Origin of the sequence: Paenibacillus sp. PAMC21692, assembly GCF_014303795.1 — a bacterium.
Classification (GTDB): domain Bacteria; phylum Bacillota; class Bacilli; order Paenibacillales; family Paenibacillaceae; genus Pristimantibacillus; species Pristimantibacillus agaridevorans.
Genome location: NZ_CP060293.1, coordinates 2,478,136 through 2,496,767, shown reverse-complemented (window position 1 = coordinate 2,496,767; position 18,632 = coordinate 2,478,136). Strand labels below are relative to the sequence as shown.

Sequence of the window (18,632 nt, the reverse complement as noted above, 5' to 3'; positions counted from 1 at the left end):
GCGCATACATCAACCTGCAATTTTTAAATGCGCGTACGATTGGACGGGCCGCATGCCTGCAGCCGATCCAATCTTATGCGCTAGTCTTAGCCTTTGATCCCCGAAGAAGCAACGCCCTGCACAAAGTTTTTTTGCAGAGCCAGGAATATAATCAATACCGGTATAATCGATACGACGCTGGCTGCCATAATGAGCCCGTATTCGGCCGAATATTGAGAGATGAACATCCGCAGACCGATCTGAATCGTCTTAAGCTCGGTTTTGGTCAAATAAATCATCGGTCCGAGGAAATCGTTCCATGTCGTAACGAAAGTAAAGATCGTCAGTGTAGACAATGCCGGCTTGGAGAGCGGCAGCATCAGACGCGCCCAAATGCCGTACTCGCTCAAACCATCGATCCTTGCCGCTTCGCAAAGCTCATCCGGAATGCCTTGATAAAATTGCCGCATTAAGAATACCCCGAATGCCGAGAAAGCTTGCAGAAAAATAATGGCAAGATGCGTATTGTTTAGGCCGAGCTCGCGCATCATGATGAATTGCGGCACCATGTAGGCTTGCCAAGGAATAGCAATTGTTGCGATATAGGAGAGGAAAAGCAGGTTTCTCCCTCTAAAGCGAAGCTTCGCAAAGGCGTAAGCCGCGAAGCTGGACGTTAGCAATTGCAGCAAGGTCACGATGACGGATAATTTGACCGTATTCATAATAAACGTGCCAAGCGGTATGCGGGTCCAAATGTCCACATAGTTCTGCCAACGGATGTTGTCCGGTATCCACACCATCGGAAAGGAGAATACATCCTTATTAAGCTTGAACGAGGATGACAGCATCCAGATATATGGAATAATCATGCATATGGCAACGGCAATTAACGCGATATAGGCGAGCGTCATCCAGCCTGCGTGGAACTTCTTTTTTGATCCAACCATCTCTTCTGTCTCCTCCTATTGACCGTATCTTTTTTCGCCGCGGAACTGAACGATGGTTACGCCCATAACAATCAGGAACAACACGAGAGCCATGGCATTGGCGTAGCCGTAATCCAGCGAACGGAAGGCGGTATTATAGATTTGATAAACCAGTACCCTTGTGGAATCATTTAACTGGTTATCTGCTCCGGCAAACAGGTTGATGAAGATGTCGTACACTTTAAACGAATTGATGACCAGGATCATAAGTACAAAGAAGGTTGTCGGCGCCAGCTGCGGGATCGTAACATTAGTGAACCGCTTCCAGCCATTTGCGCCATCCAGCTCGGCAGCCTCGTATAGCTCGGGATTAACGCCCTGCAGCCCTGCCAAGTAAATGACCATATAATATCCCATGTTTTTCCATACAGTAAACAGGATAACCGTAAACATGGCCCAGTCTTTATCCGCCGCCCAACGAGGGAGATCCTCAATAGGAATGCCGGTGATGGTATGCAACAGATTGTTGATCGGTCCCATCGTGGGACTAAAGATAAAGTTCCATACCGCCGCAACCGCTACAAGAGAAGCCACATACGGGAAGAAAAACGCCGTTCTCATAAAATTACGTCCAACAATCTTCTGATTAAGCAGGATAGCAAGCGCAAGCGCGCATGCCATCGTCAAAGGCACTACGCCTATCGTATAGACAACCGTATTCCAAAGCGCTTTATGAAAGGTAGTGTCCTTTATAAGTCTTATAAAATTATCAATCCCGACATAATTCATAGGATTGGAGCCGTCCCATTTCACAAAGGCCAATATAATCGCAAATATCATAGGCACTAGCGTAAACAAGGCAAATCCGATAAAATTGGGCGCAATAAAGCTGTACGCCACCAGATGATCTTTCATCCCTCTTGTGATAAACGGCTTGCTGCTTTTTCCCGTTGCCAGCGTCGTTTCTTTCTGCATGATTTTCCCTCCAAACCTTCTCGTACGACAAGCCGCCTGCTGCTTTATTTTGAAAGAGGCGGGCAAACGCCCGCCTCACAAAACACTGTTTTCGTGGTACTAATTGCTCAATACAAGCTCCACGCGTTTATTCATGTCTTCCAAACCTTTATCAATGCTTGTGTTTTTCGTCATGATGTTGTCGTGATTTTCGTTCAAGATAACTTCGATATCCGCGCTTTTTTCGTGCATCGGCATTTCCAGGTATGTTTTGAACGTGTTCAGAGCTTCTTTACTGTTTTCATCAGTCGGGAAACCATCGATGCTTGCGATCGAGCTGATAACCTCGTCGTTTTTGATCGCAGGAATCGTGCCGGTGGACGCGATAACCGTTGCGCCTTCTTCGCCTGTCACGAACTTCAGGAAATCAAGAGCCGCATCTTTTTTGGCGGACTTTTTGTTAACGGCCAGCGATGTGATGGTGCCCAGCGTCGTGCCCGGCTCCACGCCTTCCGGATGCGGATATTTCACGATACCCCAGTTGGCAGCGGCGGATTCGCCGCTTTTCACTTTGTCGATTTGCGTTGCGATAAACCAGCTGCCCATGTTCAGCGTTGCAACGGAGTTGTTGTAGAACACGCCGGAGTAATGCGTGCTGGACGTTTTCAATGTTGCGTAATCCATAATAATGCCGTCATCCTGCAGCTTCAGAATGCGCTCGTAAGTCGGCTTCAGGAAATCGTATTTGCCGTCAACTACCGTGTTTTGGCCATCCAAAATGCCGAACAATTGAACAGCACTGCGCCAAGTGTGGTGATGCGCGCCGTATACCTTATCTGCGCCGGAGCCCGAAGTTACTTTTCTAGCAATCTCTTCATATTGATCGAACGTCATATCGTTGGTCGGATAAGGCACGCCCGCTTTGTCAAAGAGATCTTTGTTGTAGTAGATCAGCCAGAAATCGCTGCGGAAAGGAAGCGCATATACTTCGTCTTTAACTTGAATTTGCTCTACCGTGCCGCCATATGCCGCTGTGTCAATGCCGCTTTCGCCTATAAAGCCGTTCAGCGGCTCCAGGTGATTTTGCTTGACCAGGTTGGAGTAGCCCGGAATATCTTTGATCGTCAGAACGTCCAGATCTGCTCCGCCGGACAGTTGAGTGCTGAGCATGGTCATGTAGTCGGTGGATCCAAGATCCACGTACTCAATCGTTACGTGAGGGTTAGCTTCTGTATACGCTTTAATTAGAGGCTCATAGTAAGCGGTTGCTTCCCAATCCCACAATGCCCATTTCAATGTAACGGGTTCGTTGCCCTTGTCCGCTGGAGCGCTTGAGGAATTCGTCGGTGCTGCTGTCGGCGCCGCTGTAGCCCCTGAGTTTCCGTCATTGCCAGAGCAACCCGCAACCATACCAGCCGCAAGCATAGCCGTTAATCCGATTCCCAATGTTTTTTTGAATCTCATGTAAAAGTCCCCTTTTCCTGGCGTTATTGGTAAAGCCCACTCGACATTGCCGAATCTATTTCAAATATTAGAACATAACTTGCCCAAAGAGGATACAATTTTAACGGCTTATCCTTCACTTTTTCAACCTTTTAAAGCGTTTTCAATTGGATTCCTGCAAAATTATATCGAAAACATGTAAAATCGGTTGTTTTTTATCGCCTACCTCTTACGTTTGTGCCATCTATGGTATTGTTATCGTATACAAAGGGGTGCTTGCGCTTGAGAAAGCATAGACATACAACAATCAAAAGCCGCATTATTTTAATTATGACCGTATTTGCACTACTGACCGCCGCCCTCATGTCGATATTCAGCTACGAGATGATCTCGTATTTCCAACGCAAAACGGCGGTTCAGGCAGCGGAATTCAACTTGCAGCTCGTCGCCCATATTATTGAAAAGGATTTAATCAATCTTTCCGCTCATGTTATGAAGAATAGCGCAAATTCCACTACCAATACGCTGTTGGTCGACTATTTCTCCTCCGAGCAGGCAAGTGCGATGGATGCCATTAACCTCTACGCTTCCATGCAGGAAGACTTTCGTTCCAACCTGTCCAACGGCTATGTACGCCGGCTGGTCGTGACGGATAACAAAAACAAATTTTTGCAGGTGGACAACTTGGCCAGCAGTACGTCGTTGCCACTAAGCATTCACAATATTCACCTGCTTCCCGGCACTGATTCCGATGCCGCTGAGCAATGGGGGCGGATCATCAAGGATCCTTATTCTAATTCCAAGGTCATCCCCGTAATCTTTCCCATATACGACAAAGGTTCAACCGTTGGCACTGTCTATTTGCTAGCCGGTACTTCGGTCATTACAGACAAGTTGCACGGCTACGCGTTGCCATCCGGTTCTCAACTGCTGCTGACGCTAGGAGAAACGCATTATGAAATTGACGGCGCCGAAATAGAGCCAGTCGTTTCTGAATATGTTGACACCGCTTTCATCAATGATTATTCCACCGGGTCGCAAACTGTGGTATCCCATATCGAGTCGAAGGACGGATCGAGCCGAATTACCGTTTCCTATCCCGTCATTGACGGCGTTGTACTGACGCAGACGCTCGCAACGAATCAACTGACTACCTTGTCTAATGTATGGATTTTGCTGATGCTCGGCGTGTCTTGCCTGCTCATCGCTTTGAGCGGCATTATAACGGTTTATTTGACCCGTACGATCAGCAACCCTGTTGAGAAGCTCAAAAAAAGAATGGACAAGATCGCGCAGGGTCACTTTTTTGTCGATAGAATGATCGAATGGGATAACGAATTGGGGGATGTCGGCCGTGGCATCAACCGGTTATCGCAAGATATAGTCGCGCTTATGGAGACTCGGCTGGCCGACGAGAAGCAGAAGCAGGAGCTCGAATACCGGATGCTGCAGAGCCAGATCAATCCTCATTTTCTGTACAATACGCTTAATTCGATCAAATGGATGGCAACGATTCAGAATGCTTCCGGCATCGCGGAAATGACAACCTCCCTATCCAGACTGCTTCGCAACATTGCCAAGGACATCCGCAAGCTGGTACCGCTCGGAGAGGAGTTCGCCTTGCTGGACGATTATTTTCTGATTCAAAAATACCGCTACGGAAGTACGATTACGCTGGAACAACATATCGGCTCCGAACAATTATTGAACTGTCCGATCCCGCGCTTCTCCTTGCAGCCGATCGTTGAAAACGCCATCTTCCACGGCATAGAACCCAAAGGAACTGGCGGCCATATCGCCATTACCGTCGAACGAAGCGACTCTGCGGATCTGCTAATTACGATCGAGGATAACGGTATAGGCATGGAACAGGAAAAAATCGATGCCATTCTTAAAAAGCATGACACCGACTCCGTCGGGATGATCACTCATGTGGGTTTAAGCAGCGTCAACGAACGTCTTCGACTCGCTTTTGGCGACAAATACGGTTTGTCTATCGAGAGTGAACCGTCAAAATATACGAAAATGTTCATTTTATTGCCTACGCAGACATCGGCATAACGGACTGCAATGACAGGGGGAAAGAAGCATGATTAAATTATTAATTGCGGATGACGAAACGTTGGTGTGTGTCGGCCTGCAATCCATGCTCAAATGGGAGCAGTACAATATCGAAATTGTCGGCACCGCGCATAACGGCGGCCAAGCGGAGGATATGATCGATACGCTGCGGCCTGATATCGTCATTACGGATATTAAAATGCCGGTCAAAAGCGGATTGGAGGTCGCCGACAGCGTTCGCAAAAAATACGGTCGGATTCCGCTTTTTATTATATTGACGAGCTACGAGGAATTCGAATACGCGCGTGCTGCCGTCGAGGTTCAAGCTGCCGATTATTTGGTCAAGCTGGAGCTGACGCCGCAATCTCTCTCGGACTCCATTGTCAAAGTCATCGCCATCTTGGAGGAATACCGCTCGATGGAGACTCATCCCAGCCTGGAATACAGAAGCAACTTGCATGCTCAGCGGGATAAGTTTTTTATCCGTCTGTTCAACAATTTGTTTGAGAACCGGAACCAGTTTACGCTGCATAAAGAGGATCTGTCGATTGACTTATCGGAGCCCGCTTATACCGTATGTATTTGCCGTATCACGGAGCCCGATAGCGTACCCCCTAGCGGGGACAAGTTGGTCGCCTTCTGCTCCAGCACGCTGCAAATGGCCAAAAGCACGCTGCTGACCGACAGACCATGCTTTGTAACCGGTCTGGATCTGCGCAACTTTGCCATTACGATTCCCGTACCTACTACGGATGCAAATGTATGGGTTCCCGATATCGCCAAGCTTCTAAACCATATGGCGCTTATCTTGCGCAACTACTTTAATGTCACCATCATGGGCTCTGTCGGCTATGCCGTAGAGGACCCTTATCTGATACGGGACAGCTACCTGGCAGCACGCCAGATGTTGCCTCACGCAGCACAGCAAAACGAATTTGTATTTTTTACGCGCAATGACACAGCGGGACAAGAAACTGCCCTATTCGATTTTTCCGCCATGCGGTCGGAGATGCGCCGCGCGTTTGAGGAGATCGACATCCGTGCGTTGCATGACATTATTACGAAAATGATCGAAACGTTCGAAGGAAGGCCCGACGCTCTCGTGCCTGCCATTGATGCCGCATGCAGCGTACTGTTTATGGCTACTTCCATGCTGGCGGACGGCGAGGAAATGATAGAGCAAATTTTCGAGAACGAACCCGAGGGATATCGGGGTATTTATCAAATGCATGCTATGGAAGATATTATCACTTGGCTGATCCGATTCCGGGACGGCTGCTGCGAAAATTTGTCTTCCAGAAAACAAAGCTACAAAGCTCAGGTGGTGAGCAATGTACAGGACTATATCAAACGAAATCTGGATGTCAAATTGACGTTAAATCACGTCGCGGATGTATTCAACTTCAGTCCCAACTATTTGAGCCATCTGTTCTCCAAGGTCGCCAAAATTAATTTTGTAGAATATATTACAGAAACGAAGATTACAGCTGCCAAAGAAATGATGCAGCGCGGAGAAGGTCGCATTTACGAAATTTCGCAAAAGCTCGGTTATGACAGCGCTTTTTATTTTAGCAAGGTATTCAAAAAGGTAGAGGGTATTTCTCCGAGGGAATTCCTGCAGCGTATCGAATCGGAGATGTCCAATGGAAGGTCTTGACCTGACATCGGACATCACGGGGACGTCACAATTTTCAACGAAAGGACCTCAAGTTCCAAAAGCGGACGCTAAAAACCAAGGAACTAAGCGAATTCAAACCGCTTAGCTCCTTGGTTTTTTACGAAAGTCATCTTATATTGGTTTTGAGGGTTTTCCAAATTCACTTTTGGGACACCCTCATGTTTAAATTTTGCCCAAAATCAATTGCGCCAGCTTGCGCAGATCCTCGATATCGATCTTTCCATCACCGGTCAAATCCGCTTTCTTATAAGCAGCCCAATTGGCGTCTTCATCGTTCCTGCCATAGAAGGCGGACGCCATCAGAGCCAGATCGCCGATGCCGATCTTGCCGTCACCGTTCAAATCGCCAGGTGCATGGGATATCACAAGCGATTCGAAGGTCCGAACAGCGGAGTTCAACGTTAACAGTGCCCCATCCACCTGGGCTTGAGTAGCCGTTTCATTAGCCTGCGTCGTTTCCGCAGCCAGAATAGCCAGCCATAATGCCGCCTTCGAGCCTGTCGGATATTGACCTGCCAGATTCCCTTCCACTGCGGAGCCATGTAGCGCCTTCGCGTTCGAAATGGCCGCATCCAACACAGCTTTGGAAACTGCCTCGATCTCGATGCTGTACGACACTGGCTCCTCCACTTCCGTTTCCACGCCCGCGGCATTTGCCCATACGATATCCGTTAAGGTAATACTGCCAGTAACAGACTCGGCGAGAGCTTTTGCTTTAAACTGTAGCTTCAGCAGCGCAACCGGATCCGCGTTTGCCGCTCCCGGCTGGTGATCGATGGCCAGAAACCGCAGCTGTCCGGGCTCGGACGACGGTTCCATCAGCGTAAAGCCGGTCTTAACTGATGCTGCGCCTACAAATTCGACTTGTGCCGGATCGTATTGGATTGTGAAATCAAGTCCGTACACGCTTTCGGATACCGTATTCAGACCAAGCGTCACATCAAAAGTGTGATTGGATACAACGCTTTCTGGACCCGACAGATACAGCGTATCCGTACCGACCGATTCTTGCTCCAGACCTGCTGCCGCATCTTGAAGCGATTGTACAACGTCATCCACCTGTTGCTGCGTTGCTTCCTCGTTTTGAAGCATGCCGTTTGCTTCCGCCAGCGCGTCTACGAAGACGCTCCAGCTTGCTGGCGTATAATTGTCGTTCGTTTTGTCTTTAAGCTCGTCATACAACGTCTGGAGCTCTTCTTTATTGACTCCCGGATCAGCGCTCTTGACCGGTGCAACGGCTGCAAATGAAAGCAAAGGAGACTGATTGTTGACTGCAGCCACCATCTTCAAATTTACAGCGCCCTCCTCCTCCAGAGTGAAGGTATAGCTTTTGACTGCATCGAACGAAGCGGCGTTAAGCGTGATAGTGTCCATATGCTCGGATTTGTTGTCATACTCCAGGTAAACTTGCTCCGTGCGCGCGGAGCTGGCCCACCAGCTGTAAGTACCTAATGTGAGCGTATATTCGCCGGCCGGCAAATTGCCGAAGGTATACACAACGGCCGAACCGTTCGAATTGCCGGTATAGATGCCGGTCGTCGTTTGCTTGCTGTACGTTCCCGCTACAATACCCTTGTAGGAGACGGCTTGCGAACCTCCGCTCGCATTCAAGGCGCGGTGACCCCAGCCTTGGGCTGCGTCGTAGACCCGGTCCGGCGCATTGTTGAGCAGCGGCTTGCCGGATGCGCTGGCCAGAGCCGCTACCGAACTGTAAGCCGGCGAATCATAACTAAGCGTCGTGCTGGCATTATGCCCGCTTGTCAAGCCGGTTGCCGTTGCGTTCGCATCCACGAAATACAGAATGTCCTCCGGCACAACTTCTACATAGGCCGTCGTTTGCAGACTTCCGTACGTACCGGTGACCGTTACCGTTTGATAGGCCGTATTGAAGCTGATGCCGTCCAGCTGCCAGTCAACATTGACCATCGATTTGGATCCGTCTTCATGCGTCGCTTCCACCTGCGCCGGAAGATCCGGCACACCTCCGACATAAGACGCCGAATAGTGAGGAGTTGCGAGCGAGCGTATGTCGCCCGTAACCAGCTGATTCTGCGCAAAGATCAGACGAGCCGTCAACTGCTCGCTTCCCTCCTGATCCAGTCTGTAGGCGGCCGGGTTGTCCGCGGCTTTCTTTGCTGCGTTTCTTGCAGCTTCGAAAAACTGCCAGTCGCTGGCCAAATATTCGTCTTGCAGCGTAATGTCCTGCGCCTCGGTTACCGCCGCCCGAAGCTTGCTAATATCCGGCGTTCCCGCTGCATTGCCGGATACGACCGCGACGGCATCCACAACCAAAGTACCGCTCAACACTTTTATTTGAACCGTATGCTCGCCATGTTCAAGTCCACGCAGCGCATAGGTTTGATACAGCTCCTTGGATGCGATCGTATTACCTGACATTACAGTCACCCGACCGTCTACCGTTACCTCCAGCACGGCTGTGCCGTTGTTGGGACCGAGAAGATCAAGCCCCGTGCCGACGAAGGTATATGCAAGCGTCGCGCCCGCGCTCTCGTTAGTTGTCAACGTACGCTGATAATGGAACATGCCCTGTCCGTTGCGGTGAGCCCACTGGTCGTTGTACACCAGCTTGGCAGCCTGGGGCGCGGATAGGTCGTGCATCTCGAAGTCGTCGAGCGCCTCGGTGTAATAAGGGACGTAACCGTCTACCTTCTCCACCAGCAAATTGTCGAAGCGGACATGATAATACCCGCTGGCGAGATCCACCCGACCGGACAGCTTTGGATTCGGATCACTATAGCTGGCCACCAATACATCATCCACATAGGCGGTAATCTTATCGCCTGCCACCTGGATGGCAATATTATGCCAAGCGTCATGGGCAGTATCGAACCCATCGATCTTCACGCCGCCGGTTCCGCTGGCCACGTTGCCGTTCGCTACGCCGCTGTTGTTCACCAGCAGTTGCCAGCCTCCGTCTAACCAGAACTTTAGTACGTAAGGCGTGCCGCCGATATTGTGGGAGCTCCCCCCGCCCTGATAACGAGCGCCGATCGCGGCATAGTTGTTACCGCCGAAAGTATTGTTCGTTTCGAATGATACGTCCACGCTGGCTCTGTAGTTGGTCCACCGGTAATCGCCGATGGCCGTCACGGGATCGCCGCCGTTCCATGTGCCGCCAAGTCCCATGATCTCTCTGTCCAGCTGTTGTCTCAGCACATAGTTTTGGGTTTGATCGTCCAGATAAGCTTCGAACGCCCCGTTGCGATCATGCGTGTAACGCGGGATGACGCTTTTGGAGCCTCCGCGGGATTCGATATAATCCTGCGAACCCGCAATTTCCCCGTCTGCTCCGATGACCGGCACGGTTTGGCCGCTATAGTCGAAATCATCCGCATAAAGAATGTTGTCCGTCGTATTCCGGACAGCCCCGGTAGCATCGGTATCCAGCACGGTACGCTCGCCCTCTACGGGAAGCGGATCGGCTTCGATATCGGCCTCGGCCAGCGTCGTCACGGTTACGATCGAGAACGGCTTGACCTGCACCGTATACACGCCGCCGCCGTCAGCTGCTGCCTGACCGCGATATTTCAAATAATTGCTGTTGAAGGCCCCACCTTCATCCGCCTCGCGAGTCTCCCATACGGCGAGAGAAGGCGAGCCTGCATAACCCATATTAACTGTCTGAAGCTTGTAGGTTCTTGTATATTCGCTATCATTCACGATGACGGTCGAGAAGTCGGTTTTATCCGGAGCGGCGAGCGTCATGTAATTCGGCAAGCCATTCCTTCCGCTGACCGGATTGGTGCCTGCCGCTCCGGCGGAGCTGGCTTTGGAAACCGTTCTCCAGATGCCTGCGGTATTGTCTTCGTTCTCCCAACCGATCTTCGCGAACGAGCTGAAATGGCGAAGAACGTCCAGCCCCGCATCGTAGTGAACCCAGCCGGACCAAGGGTCGCGGGCGCTCAGCAACTCCTTGAAGGAATATTGGCCGCCTTCGTAGAAGGAGCCGATAGCCGGCTGATAAATAAAGTGTGTTCTGCGGGAGTTCACAAACCCTTTGATAATGGTATTGCCCATTTCCAGCGCGCTGCCGGTACCGCCAATTCCGGTACCTGCCGTCGATGGATCCTTCGTGTTGTTGTTGGGACGGAAGGACGTGTTGCTGAAGGTGGCTTGCGCTTCGCTGTTCCACACTTCAATATCAAGCTGGTCCGCAAGCCGCTTGAAATTGCCGCCGCTGTCGTCGTCGGTGTTGTAGTGGAACGCCGCGATTGGCACTGCTTCCCGCAAAGAAGCATCGCTTACCATGCTGCCGCCGAAAGTGCCCGTTCCGACCTCGTCGGAAATAACCGCTTGAATCCGGTTGTAGAGCGCCTGCTCTTCCGAACTTTCGAATCCCGTGTTGTCCGCCTTGACCCGCGCGGCGTATTGCTTGGTCCATGTCAGGTCTGCCGCATGCTCGTTAATATGGGGATTGACGTAATCGACCATGTAACCGTATTCACGATACGCGGCAAGAATCGTTTTTTTGTACCAGGTATAGATATTGTCATTGTTGTTGTTCGCCCATGCGGGCGCGCTCCAGCGCAGGATGCTCACTTTAAGATCGGGATTGATGATCTTGGCGTCCGCGGCAAGCTGGAAGCCCGGATGTCTGGTGACGTTGGCCTCCTCATCGGCCGTACGCATCGTTGCCGGATCGGGACCCGTAGAGTTGTTGCGATCGTTGCCCATTTCGATTTTGACGTGCGTCATAATGGGGTTGTCGCCGCCGAACAGAATGCGGAGCATTTCCGCGTAAGCTTCGGGCTGCTCCGATTTATAGTCCATCAGCAGTGCGCTAGTGCTGTTGGCGCTGAGCACGCCGAAGCCCTTAAACGTAAGGCCGTTGACGTTGTTCGCGGGGATGTCGTTGCCGTCCAGCAGAACCTTCACCATGGACGCCGCGGTCTGTTTGGCCTCCTCGATTATGGATTTGACCTCTCCTTTTGCAATGGCAAACCAGCTCAGAATCGGTTTTTCGTTGGCTACGTAAGCATAAGTCAACGTCATCGGTACATTGACATCGATATCTTCGGCAATCGTGAATTCGCTGGAATGAAGCTTGGATGTATTCGTGTTAAGCGCGTCCAGCTGAACCGTTTTTGTCCCGCCGCTCGTATCCGTATATTCGATTCGCGGCCTCATGTCCCGGGAGCGGCTGCCGTACCAGTCGTGAAAGCCGCTGCTGAGCGTATACGTTCCGGGAGTAAGGGCTTTCAATTTGTAGATGATATGGTCGTTGGCGGCCCGCAATCCTACAGTCCACTTGGAAGGATCGGTTGCTGGATTGGTGTGTCCCCCGTCTTTGGAATATTTGACCTTATGCGCGGAATCATCGAAGCCCCATTCTGTCGTTCCGCTCACAAATTTCTGGTCCGGCGCTTGATTGATCAAGTCGCTGCCAGTCAATTGCTGAACCGCTGCATACAGCGGCGATGGGGAGGGATCGTTGTTATTGGAATCGCCGGCTCTGCCGCTGTCCACAAAATAAACCAATGGATGGGGTGCCGGTGGAATGACCTCTACTTGCGCCACGACGGATACGCCGCCATCCGCCGTTCCGGTTACTGCAACGGTTTCGTAAGGAACAGCAAACGTGTCATCGCCGATCTGCCAAACTACGCTCGCGCTTTGCCCGCCAATATCGACGCTGCCCGGTAACGTTGTGCCGGCGGTTGTCGTCGCCCCCATGTAAGCCGCCGCATAAACGGTCGACGCCGTAGCGGCGGAAGCCTGCGGCAACGCGAGAGACGGCAGCAATCCCGTGATCAGCATGACGGACATGATAATCGAACATATTTTGATTCTCATCGAATACTTATTTCTCACTCCTGAAACCTCCTCTTGAATTAAGTCCTTGCGAGATTGGACATGGCGACAGACGCGTCTCCGTCCCGCTTATGCGAACCCAGCGGAAACGGTTACAATTCATTGAAACCGCTATCAAAAAATAGAATTGCCTGACACTGCCGATTGTTTCGACATCCCCTCTCTCTCCCCGTCCATCTTCTCGGTGCTGAAAACCGAACTTTTTGAACTCGCACTTATACGCAACCTAATTTATCACACCGAACTGCCCGGGGGACATGCACTTTTCAAAGTATAAACTGCAAGATTTTATATTGTGTGTCCGGGACGCCGCCCTTTATTTTCATGAAAACAATAAACAAATACATCTAATTCGTAATAAATTACCACCATAAATTCAAAACCCGGGTCGCATACGCGCCCGGGCAAATTCACTGCTTATTCAGCTTGATAATGCAGGCCCCGCAAAATGAACTCGGTCAATTCCCGCACATCGTCAGTTCGCTGCCAAGCCTATTGCAGCAAAAATTGAATCGTGCGATCTGACGCGCCCGGCAAGTTCTCATGGCCGAAATCGGGATAGACGACCACTTGCTTTGGCGTCGTTATCTTGTTGTAGGCCGCGAACTGGGTAGACGGCGGGCAGGTCCTGTCCATAAGCCCGACAAACATCAACACCTCGCCGCGTATCCGGTTCGCCAGATGTTGCAGATCAATATAACCCAGCTTCTCGAAAATTTCATCTTCGCGCTCGTGCAGCGGATCGAAATGCCGGAAGAAGGTTCGCAGTTCCTCGTAGGAGCCCTGCGCCAAATCCATCTCCCATACCCGCTTGTAATCGCAGAGGAACGGGTACACCGGCGCAAGTTTTTTCACGCGCGGCTCCAACGCCGCGCATGCAATCGTAAGCGCGCCTCCTTGCGAACCGCCGATTGCGTATACCTGATCCGGATCAACCTCGGGCAGTTTCATGGCAATGCCCGCCAGTTGCGCTGCATCGAGGAAGATATGGCGGAACAGCAAATTGTCCGGCTCGTCGTCGAGACCACGAATAATATGTCCGCGATGCGTAGTTCCTTTCACGCCACCCGTATCCTCGGAAGAGCCGCCTTGACCGCGGCAATCCATTGATAAGACGGAAAAGCCGAGCGAAGCGTACGCAAGCTTGCCGAGCCAATCACCCGCATTACTCGAATAACCGTGGAACTGCGCAATCGCCGGATGAGGCTCTTGCACATTTTTCGGACGAATGTATTTGGCATGTATTCTGGCCCCGCGCACTCCTGTAAAATAAAGATCAAAGCAGTCGGCCTGCGGCGTCTGGAACGAACTCGGCACCAACTCCATTTGCGCATCAACCGCTTTCATCTCTGCGATGGCTCGCTCCCAATACTCGTCAAAATCTTCAGGGCGCGGGTTTTTCCCCTGGTACTCCTTCAACTTCTCAAGCGGCATGTCCACAAGCGGCATATATCAACATTCCCTTCTGCCTATCAGCCCAAATCAAAATCCGCAAATCTTATTATGTTCCTGCAGCCAATAAGGCAATCTCATTGTCGCTTAGCGGACGATTGTACACCCTGACATCATCGATCAGACCGTCAAAACCCCGTGCGGCCAAATTGAGCTGTCTTCCAAGGATCATGTCGCCATAGGCAACGAAATTCGCCGCCCAGCCGTTACTGGCTTGCTTGACCAATTCCCCATTGATATACAGCCGCATGCTGGCTCCGTCACGGGTAACCGCTACATGCGCCCACTCCCCTGTCGACAGCGAGTGCCCGGCATCTGCTTGCAATGTCTGATAGGCAGCCGAGCCACTGTCCCATTGAAACACCAGACGTCCTTGATCCTGCAGCATAAAGCTGAAATCTGCAGTCGAATCGCCTAATATGCCGTTGCGGCTGGATGACCCCGAACCGGAACGGAATGATTCCGGCTTGATCCATGCAGCAACAGTCGCCGTATTGCCGGCTGACAATTGCAGACCGTCTCCGAAGTTGACGTAATCTCCTTCACTTTCCTCAAAGTCATAGGCCGTCCCTACCTTGCCCGGAACTTGAAGGGTGGCTCCGTTGTTGGTCCCCGGGTAGCTCTGCATGGCATCGGCAACGATCGAACCGGATGCTTCATCCAAAGTCCAATGCGCCATAAGCCCTTTATTGGCCATCAAAGCAATCTCATTGTCGCTTAACGCATAGTTGTATATGGCCGTCTCATCAATAAGACCGTCAAAACCGCGTGCCTTGTTGCCATTCACCCTGCCAATATTCAAGTTGCCCAATCGGCGGAAGGCAGACTCGAAATCATCCGTCCTGACTTTTTTGACCACACCATTGATAAACAGTTTTGTCGTGCCGTCCTGTTTGGTAACCGCCACATGCGTCCATTCTCCTAAAGACACGGCATCTGCCGCATCAACCTCAATACTCGATATAGTGTCGCCTTCAATTCCATACAAAGCAAGATTATTGACTTCTACGCCGTTTATTCCGCGACCGTACAAACGTATATCATCGATTAAACCATCGAAATTACGATTCGCCTTGGCACCGCCAATACTGATATCGCCAAGCCCGGCAAAATCCCGCGCCCAAGCTGCGCTTGCAACCGACACGCCATTTACATAGAGAGTTGCCCGGGTACCGTCCATGGAGGCCGCTACATGCGACCATTCATTAAGCGGCACGGCTATCGTGCTTTGAAACGTCTTATAGTTGATTCCGTTGTAGAGCAACAAAGTAAGCTTGCCCGAATCTTGAAGCGTGAATATGATACTATTGTTGCTATCCGTAAAAATAACATTTCGGCTGTTTGCGCCAGTGCCTGTTCGGAATGACTCCGGCTTAATCCAGGCGGCGATCGTTGCGGTGCTGCCGTTTATCGATAGGCCTGAGCCGCAATTCAAATAATTTTTCGCGCTTTCCTCGAAGTCATAAGCACGATTGCTCCATCCATCTTGATCAATCGTTGCGCCATGGTTAGTGCAATGATTATTCCCAATCATGTCGCCGGCCGTGGTACCGGTTGTCTCATCCAGCGTCCAGTAGGCAAGAGGCGTTTTTCCGGCGTGTTGTCTGGCGTACTCCCACGAAAAAGCAAGTCTGCCTTCATTCTGTAAAGCAAACGTGAGAATGCCGTCCGAGTCGCCCATAATGCCATTCCGACTCATCGCCTCAAAGCTGCCGCGAAACGTTTCCGGATTGATCCAGGCAGCGATAGTCAGATCATTTGTAAGTCCGGGCTGAATGGCCGAACCTAAATCAATATAATCATGTTCGCTTTCTTTAAAATCATATGCAGTATTGACAGCACCGACTAAACCGCTTTCGGCTCCGTAATTGATTCCATGCGCGAACCCGCTTATATCGGCTACCGTATTTCCGCTGTCATCCATTTTCCATACCGATCTCCATTTGTCGCCTCTATTATTAACATAACACGGAAATTTGACTTGAACCGTGCCGCCGCCATAACTGATTGTGGCAGTCAAGGTGACAAATCCGCTTCGCGATGCACTAACCTCGCCGCCGGACGTAATCAACGTTTGATCCGAGGAGCTCCAGCTTATAGTTGCACCTCGAACGCCGCTTGTCGGCAATTGCAGATTTGACGTAACCTCATACATCGACGGATGGATTCCACCCGAAATTTGGTCAAAGAGCGACGGGTTATTTCCCCGAATCAGCTCCCAGCGCAAGGTAAGCTCATTATCAAACAAAATTTGTTCCATTCCGGGAAATAAAGGCCTTACGTCAAGCTCGCTTTGCGCATATAACACAAAAGAACCGGTCTCTTCGGCCATTAGCAGGTCCAGCATGCCATCGTTGTTAATGTCCCCCATAGTGGATGCGGCGGTATGATTGCCGGTAGGATGAACCAGCTCATCATCATGCGTGACAACATACAACGTGCTGGAAAACTGGGGATTCGCATTGGTGCCGGTATTGACGAAAAGTGTGATATGCGCATTTTTGTTATAGCCATCCTGGTACCAGCTTAAAGGAAACTTGCCCGTTCCGGTCGCCAACAGATCGAAAACTCCATCCTGATTCCAGTCGACGGGCTCCAGTTTGACCCTCCCCTCATTGCCTGCATCGCCATCCATACGAATCGGCATATGAGGACTGTCGTCGTAACGCAACCACGTTTTATTGTTGAGCCTATTCGTGCCTGAAGCGGTGTCCTGTTCGTATCTTGCCAGGTATCCATACTCATCCAGCGCAAAATAATAATTGACTCCATCAACTTGAATGGCTGCCGGCTTGGAACGGGTATGCGTTCGCAACTCGCCGCCATTGTATAACAGTCGAACGCCTGCAGCGAATGAATAGTTCGTTGGCGTGCCAATATTGAGATAGAGCGTATGATAGCCGCTTATGTCCGAGGTGACGATATCCAGATCGCCATCCAGGTCCCAGTCGAACAGCATCGGCTGTGTATAGCCCCAACGCCACTCCTTATAACCTTGTACCGATCCGCTGGGTCCAGCGATATGCTGTATCCTCTGCCCGCCCGCTTCCAGCAAAACCTTGGCCGCAAAACCCGGATTCTCCGCCGTGCCAATGTTTTCGAAATAATTGATGTATCCGCTTGAATCCCCGCTTATAAAATCCAGCTTGCCATCCCCGTTCAAATCGCCGAAATCAGGGACAGGAAGCGAGTCCGTAGACAGCTTGGCATTCCGGGTTAACACGGAATATTCGCTTTCGATTTTATTGCCGCCGTTCAACTCGCATATGACTAATCTGCCGCTTCCCGTGGAAGATAGCAACAATTCAAGCTTGCCATCGTTATCGATATCAGTCCAACGAAGATGAATGGCACGATGCGCATGTTCAATATGGCCATTATAATGGTTAGCCTCTATCAAGTTGGTTCCGGCTTGAAAATAAGGGATGCCGGATGACAGACCAGCCTGCTGATAGAAGTGCAAACGATCATTGTCATGCGCAACAACCAGGTCCGGTTTGCCATCGCCGTCCACGTCGCCGACAGCGATAGCCGTAGTCGTACGATGCGTAATTTCCGAATTGTCGGTTAGCATAAGGATATTTCCGCTATCAAAAACAGGATTCGTATCCGTTCCGCTATTCGAGAATACATACAGATGCGTGGACAGCTCTTTGCCGAGCCAATTTCCCTGATTGTCATAGCCCAGGCCAAGTCCCATATTTTCATGATAAGGGGGAATCAGAAGCTCCCCTTCTCCAGGTAGCGGACTGCTGCCGAAGACAGCCACTGCAACAGCATCCTTCGTGCCGTCCCCATCCAGATCGCTGTATGTGAAATAACTGAGAGCTTCTCCGATCGGTACGCTTAACGTACCTATCACATCATAATTTGCAAAGACCGGATTTCCCGCCGTTCCCGAATTGCGGTAAATGCGAAGCTCGTCGTTCATTCTGGCGATAATGTCAAACAGGCCGTCCGGTCTGGTCACAGCATCAATATCAACCAGATTTTTCAGAAATGTCAGATCGTCGTTTTGTATTTCATAATAAGGGTAGCCATTGGGATCCGTGCCGGTATTTTTGTATAAAGAGTACGTATTATGATAGAAATGCATAGATATCATATCGAGCTCTCCATCATCATCCCAATCGACGAACATATTGCCATACATATCTTCGAGATTATCCGCGATAGACGGATTGGCGTATCTCAAATCCGTTTCGGCCGACACGGGTTGACTGATGATCATCAGCGCCATGACAATAAATCCTGTTAAAAAATAGGTGGATTTATGCATATGCTTCACATCCCTCCAACAACGTTTT

8 protein-coding genes are annotated in these 18,632 nt (G+C 50.7%); 2 read left to right on the top strand and 6 right to left on the bottom strand.

Annotation, left to right across the window (positions count from 1 at the left end; genetic code table 11):
• Nucleotides 1-86: 86 nt before the first annotated feature.
• The 3 genes from H7F31_RS09985 to H7F31_RS09975 form a co-directional block, all read right to left on the bottom strand.
• Nucleotides 87-926 (bottom strand): carbohydrate ABC transporter permease, encoded by an 840-nt coding sequence (locus tag H7F31_RS09985; protein WP_087571126.1) that lies wholly within the window; start codon nt 924-926, stop codon nt 87-89.
• A 15-nt stretch (nt 927-941) separates the two neighbouring features.
• Nucleotides 942-1,880 (bottom strand): carbohydrate ABC transporter permease, encoded by a 939-nt coding sequence (locus tag H7F31_RS09980; protein ID WP_187104024.1) that lies wholly within the window; start codon nt 1,878-1,880, stop codon nt 942-944.
• Between the two features lie 99 nt (nt 1,881-1,979).
• Nucleotides 1,980-3,323, bottom strand: coding sequence for an ABC transporter substrate-binding protein (locus H7F31_RS09975; RefSeq protein ID WP_187104023.1), 1,344 nt, complete (start codon nt 3,321-3,323; stop codon nt 1,980-1,982).
• Between the two features lie 261 nt (nt 3,324-3,584).
• On the opposite strand from H7F31_RS09975, the gene H7F31_RS09970 reads away from it, so the two are divergent.
• Both H7F31_RS09970 and H7F31_RS09965 read left to right on the top strand, forming a co-directional pair.
• Nucleotides 3,585-5,363 carry a sensor histidine kinase gene (locus tag H7F31_RS09970; RefSeq protein ID WP_261800368.1) on the top strand — a complete coding sequence of 593 codons (1,779 nt, stop codon included), beginning with the start codon at nt 3,585-3,587 and terminating at the stop codon, nt 5,361-5,363.
• A 28-nt stretch (nt 5,364-5,391) separates the two neighbouring features.
• Nucleotides 5,392-7,020, top strand: coding sequence for a response regulator transcription factor (locus H7F31_RS09965; protein WP_187104021.1), 1,629 nt, complete (start codon nt 5,392-5,394; stop codon nt 7,018-7,020).
• A 183-nt stretch (nt 7,021-7,203) separates the two neighbouring features.
• On the opposite strand, the gene H7F31_RS09960 is transcribed toward H7F31_RS09965, so the two are convergent.
• From H7F31_RS09960 to H7F31_RS09950, 3 genes are all read right to left on the bottom strand, one after another.
• Nucleotides 7,204-12,873, bottom strand: a complete 5,670-nt coding sequence (locus H7F31_RS09960) for a cohesin domain-containing protein (protein WP_187104020.1) — start codon at nt 12,871-12,873, stop codon at nt 7,204-7,206.
• A gap of 492 nt (nt 12,874-13,365) precedes the next feature.
• Entirely contained in the window at nt 13,366-14,322 is a 957-nt protein-coding gene (locus tag H7F31_RS09955; RefSeq protein WP_187104019.1) for an alpha/beta fold hydrolase, read from the bottom strand.
• 52 nt (nt 14,323-14,374) lie between these two features.
• The gene (locus H7F31_RS09950; RefSeq protein ID WP_187104018.1) at nt 14,375-18,604 is read right to left on the bottom strand and encodes a LamG-like jellyroll fold domain-containing protein; all 4,230 of its coding nucleotides are present in this window, start codon (nt 18,602-18,604) and stop codon (nt 14,375-14,377) included.
• Nucleotides 18,605-18,632 lie beyond the last annotated feature (28 nt).